This is a genomic window from Oleiphilus sp. HI0125, assembly GCF_001635355.1.
In genome coordinates this window covers 1-928 of record NZ_LWGF01001287.1, presented here as the reverse complement: position 1 = coordinate 928, position 928 = coordinate 1, and the positions used below count along the sequence as shown (strand labels likewise).

The following is a 928-nucleotide window of genomic DNA, read 5'->3' as shown; positions in this document are numbered from 1 at the left end:
TAAAGATCAAAGGCATCAACATCGCAGGCTTTGCCACTGCCCTCTCCGACTAAACGAAAGGCCTGTTCTCGTAGCCGACCGATCTCTTTCAATAAAGAAGAGCCCTCATTTACTGAACACAAGTAAATCAACTTTCCGTCTTTTGTTTTACCAAGCAAACTAGCGTGCTGAAGCTCGTCCAATAACGAGGACCTTGGCTCGGCCGGTGCAATCGCTGGCAAGGTCTTGAAATAAGAACTCTTCCCTTTAACCGCACGATATAACTGTTTTCGTAATAGCTTCGCTTTGTACTTATCTTGCAGGGGTAGATCTTTGTAATCCGTGGAATCGATTATCTCGCCAACAAGCAAACGTTGGTCGTAAACGTTCGGTAGAAACTTCTTCGCGAGTGTTTGAGCGAAATCTTGAACAAGGCCATGCCCACGATAAAAAAGACGTGCTTGTTGTAAATAAGGCTGCTCGGAACTCGAGACATGAATATGCAATAAGGGGCTTTGTGAATGCTCTGCAATGGCAAGAAAGTCTGTCGGCCAGCGCTCTTGCGTGATTTTAGGAACACCTTCGGAACGTCCCAAATGAACAGGCTGAATAATGAGCACACCCTCATTTGCAAGATGCTCTAATGCCTTGTGCTTTGTTTGTTCTGACGACTGTTGGGCTGCATTTAATTGTGTGCCATCAGGCAAGTCCGTCAGCCATCGATTGCCTGTCTCTGCAATACAGGCAACATCTGATCTTACCTGCGAGACTAGGTGCAATAACGCTAAGCTCGAAACGCCCGGTAAAGGATCATTTGCTAGGATGATTAAACGACCAAGTTGTGGGATACGATCAAGGCTTGCCGGATCATATTCAAGACCGACTCCCGCTTGCTTCACGAGCTCGGAAACCGAGGTATGAAATGAACCCGCAGACGTTTGCGGCGGGA

1 pseudogene is annotated in these 928 nt (G+C 47.1%); it reads right to left on the bottom strand.

What is annotated here, in order from left to right:
• Nucleotides 1–928, bottom strand: a pseudogene (locus A3762_RS27945) (hypothetical protein); the annotation flags it as partial.